Here is a 3,787-nt window from a genome sequence, read left to right as displayed (position 1 = left end):
CGGCGGCCCGGTCGTGGCCGAGCCGGTCCAGCAGCGCCACCACGTCGGCGGCCATGGCCCGCTTGGCGTACGTGGTGTGGTCCGGGGTGCTCGGCGGCTTCGAGGACCCGCCGTAGCCGCGCAGGTCCGGGCAGATGACGGTGTGCCGCGCGGCGAGCAGCGGCGCCACCCGGTGCCAGGTGGCGTGGGTACGGGGATGGCCGTGCAGCAGGACCACGGGTGGGCCGGAGCCGCCGTGGCGGACCCGCAGCCGCACCGGGCCGACGTCGATCTCGTCGAGCGCGAAACCGGGGAACATGTCTGCCCGCGTTGCCCGGCGGCCGACAGGCCGAAACGTCGCGCCTCGGTGCCCTTCCTTTCACGTCAGGGCGGTGCAGGCCGCCACGCCGGTGAGCAGGACCGCACCCAGCACCGCCTGGAGCAGCAGCGGCGGCCCGAGGTGCGACCAGAGCGTCGCCGTACGCGGGGTGAGCAACTGGCCGGTGGTGAGGTTGACGATCCGCTCGATCTTCGGCGGCAGGTCCGCGTCGCGCTGCCGGCGGAGCGTGATCTGGACATGGTCGGCGGGGTGCAGGGCGCTCTGCGGCAGGTGCCCGTGCAACTCGACCTCGACCAGCTGCCCGGCGGCGTCACGCAGCCGGACGGGAGTGACCAGGTACTCCGGACCCTTCTTCAGGTCCTTGAACGTCCGTCGCGTACCGGAGCCGGCACCCAGCAGCGAGCGCAGCAGGGTCACCAGCAGCCCGGCCACCCCGGCCGCCACCAGCACCGCCACCAGCACCGGCTGACCGATCCGCACCTCGCGGGGATAGCCGTCGAGCAACCGGACGATCCGCCCGGTGACCACCCGTCCGGTCGGGTGCGCGATCCGCCGGTATTGCAGGTCGCTGTCCATCTTCACCACCCAGAGTCCGGTTGTGTTCACCGATGGTATCGATCCTCCGGGTTGAACGACGTGAATGAACACTGGTCACGCGGCCGGAGAGGGGACTCGGGCGCCAGGTGACATCGTCGGTCGCGTGGGTAAGCGCAGGGCCGAGCTGGAAAGGGGTCGAGCATGCAGCTGTCCTTCCTGCGCCCGCTCTACGACCGACCCGGGCCGTGGTGCTCGGTCTATCTGGACGCGTCCGCGAACACCGAGGACGCCCACCCGGCGCTGGATCTGCGCTGGCGCGCGCTGCGCGACAAACTGCAGCAGAAGCGTGCCGACGCGGCGTCCATCAACGCCATCGAACGCGTGGTTCGGGGTCACGACCCGATGGCCGGCGACTATGGCCTGGCCGTGTTCGCCAGTCACGGCCGGGTGGTGCTGTCGGAGTACCTCTCCGCACCGCCCCTGCGGGATTTGGCCGCGTACAGCCCGCTGCCGCACGTGATGCCGCTGCTCGCCCAGCGGGGCGAGCAGGTGGCCTGGGTGCGGGTGCTGGCCGACCGGGCCGGCGGCGACGCGATGGCGGTGAGCGCCGGGGGTGTGCCCCGCCGTGCCCACGTGACCGGCCGCGAGGACTTCCAACTGCGTCGGGTGCAGCCCGGCGGTTGGTCGCAGTCCCGCTACCAGCGGGCGGCCATGGAGGCCTGGCACCACAACGCCGGTGACGTCACCGCCGCGACCGTGGAGCTGGCCGAGAAGGTCGGCGCCGAGGTGGTGGTGGTGGCCGGCGACATCCGGGCCACCGGCATGATCGCCGCCCAGATGCCGAATCGCTGGCAGGACCTGGTGGTCCGCACCGACGCCGGCTCCCGCGCCCTCGGCGCGGACCAGACCCTGCTGGACGACGTCACCGTGCAGACGATCGCCGAGGTGGCCGACCAGCGGATCACCGCCGCGCTGGACCGCTTCGGCATGCAGGAGGACGTCGGCGCCGGCCTGGACGCCGTCGTGTCGGCCCTGCAACGCAACCAGGTCGACACCATGCTCATCGTCGACGACCCGTCGGCCAACGGTGAGCTGTGGATCGGGCCGGAGCCGACCGAGATCGCGACCGACCCGGGCCAGCTCGCGGCCATGTCCGTGCCGGACCCGGCGAAGGTACGCGCCGACGCCGCCCTGGTCCGCGCGCTGGTCGGCACCGACGCCGAGCTGACCGTCCTCGGCCCGGACGAGGCCCCGGACCTGACCGACGGGGTGGGCGCGGTGCTGCGCTACGTCGACGAGTCCACGCCGGGGCGGGGTAATGGCTGAGCGTACCGTCGCCGACCTGGTGGTCGACCGGCTGCGGGCCTGGCGGGTACCGCGGGCCTTCGGTTACCCCGGCGCGGCCATCGCGCCGGTGGTCGCCGCCCTCGACGCCTCGGGCGGGGACCCGGCGTTCGTCCCCGCCCGGCACGAGGAGACCGCGTCGTTCATGGCCACCGGGCACGCCAAGTTCACCGGCGGCATCGGGGTCTGCCTCGCCACCCAGGGCCCCAGCGCGGTCCAACTGCTCAACGGTCTGTACGACGCGAAGCTGGACAGCAAGCCGGTGGTGGCGATCGTCGGCGAGGACGTCTCCGGTCCACTCGGCGGCGCCCACCAGGAGATCGGCCTGAGCCGGCTGTTCGGCGACGTGTGCAACCAGTTCGTCCGGTACGGACGGGACCCCGCGCACGTCCCGAGCCTGCTCGACCAGGCGTTCCGCACCGCCGCGGCGACCCGCAGCCCGGTCTGTGTGGTGCTGCCCATCCAGTTGCTGGAGGCGCCGGCGCCCGACCTGCCACTCCAGTCGGCGGGCGTGCTCACCGCCACTCCGGGCGTGCCGCTGGCCCGGGTGCTGCCGCACGACGTGGACCTGGACGCCGCGGCGCAGATGCTGGCCACCGGCCAACGCATCGCGATCCTGGTGGGGCAGGGTGGCCGGGACGCCGAGGACGAGATCATCGCGCTGGCCGACCGGCTGGGCGCCGGGCTGGCCACCTCGCTGCTCGGCAAGCCGGTGCTGGACGAGCGGCTGCCCTTCCACACCGGGGTGCTCGGCGAGGTGGGCACGCCCGCGGCGGCCGAGCTGATGGGCGGCTGCGACACGTTGCTGCTGGTCGGCACGAACGACCCGTGGACCGACTACTACCCGATGCCCGGTCAGGTCCGCACGATTCAGATCGACATCGACGGGCGGCGGATCGGCACCCGCTACCCGGTGGACGTCCCGCTGGTCGGCGACGCCGCCGAGACGCTCCGCGCGCTGCACGCCCGGGTCCCGGACCGGCCCAACCCGACGTGGCGCGCCACCGTGGAGAACTCCGTGGATCGGTGGCGTCTCGAGGCCGCCGACCGGGCCGCCGCGCCCGCCGAGCCGATCAACCCGCAGCTGGTGCTCCAGGAACTGTCCGTCCGGCTGCCGCGCACCGGGGCGGTGGCGGTCGACGTCGGTTCCGTCCTCTACTGGTACGCCCGCCACCTGGAGCTGCCACCGGGGGTCAACGCGCAGCTCTGCGGCACCCTCGGGTCGATGGGCTGCGCCCTGCCGTACGCGGTCGCGGCCAAGCTGGCCGACCCGGGCCAGCCGGTGATCGCACTGGTCGGCGACGGCGCCATGCAGCTCAACGGCCTCGCCGAGCTGATCACCGTGTCGCACCACTGGCAGGAGTGGCAGGACCCGCGGCTGGTGGTGCTGGTCCTCAACAACCGGGACCAGTCCGGGATGGGCGGCGGGCGGCCGACGAGCGACCCGTCCCGGCGCCGCCCCGACGTGCCGTACGCCGGCTGGGCCCGGCTGCTCGGGCTGCACGGCGTACGCGTGGACCGGCCCGAGCTGGTCGGCGCCGCCTGGGACGAGGCGCTCGCCGCCGACCGCCCCTGCGTCGTCGAGGC

4 protein-coding genes are annotated in these 3,787 nt (G+C 73.6%); 2 read left to right on the top strand and 2 right to left on the bottom strand.

All coding sequences use genetic code 11. The annotated features are described in order from the left end of the window. Positions 1-298, bottom strand: a 298-nt coding sequence (locus AB0I76_RS24905) for an alpha/beta fold hydrolase (RefSeq protein WP_357040003.1), incomplete at its 3' end; no start/stop codon positions are given. Positions 299-358: 60 nt separating this feature from the next. After that, positions 359-904, bottom strand: coding sequence for a hypothetical protein (locus AB0I76_RS24900; RefSeq protein ID WP_357040006.1), 546 nt, complete (start codon positions 902-904; stop codon positions 359-361). A gap of 153 nt (positions 905-1,057) precedes the next feature. On the opposite strand from AB0I76_RS24900, the gene AB0I76_RS24895 reads away from it, so the two are divergent. After that, the gene (locus AB0I76_RS24895) at positions 1,058-2,182 is read left to right on the top strand and encodes a Vms1/Ankzf1 family peptidyl-tRNA hydrolase (RefSeq protein WP_357040000.1); all 1,125 of its coding nucleotides are present in this window, start codon (positions 1,058-1,060) and stop codon (positions 2,180-2,182) included. Next, positions 2,175-3,787: thiamine pyrophosphate-binding protein (locus AB0I76_RS24890; protein WP_357039997.1), on the top strand; the 1,613-nt coding region annotated here is incomplete at its 3' end. The genes AB0I76_RS24895 and AB0I76_RS24890, both read left to right, overlap by 8 nt.

Source organism: Micromonospora sp. NPDC049799, from assembly GCF_040656655.1.
In the GTDB taxonomy this organism is placed as follows: Bacteria; Actinomycetota; Actinomycetes; order Mycobacteriales; family Micromonosporaceae; genus Micromonospora.
The sequence above is the reverse complement of the archived record's forward strand: the minus strand, read 5'-3'. Positions and strand labels throughout refer to the sequence as shown.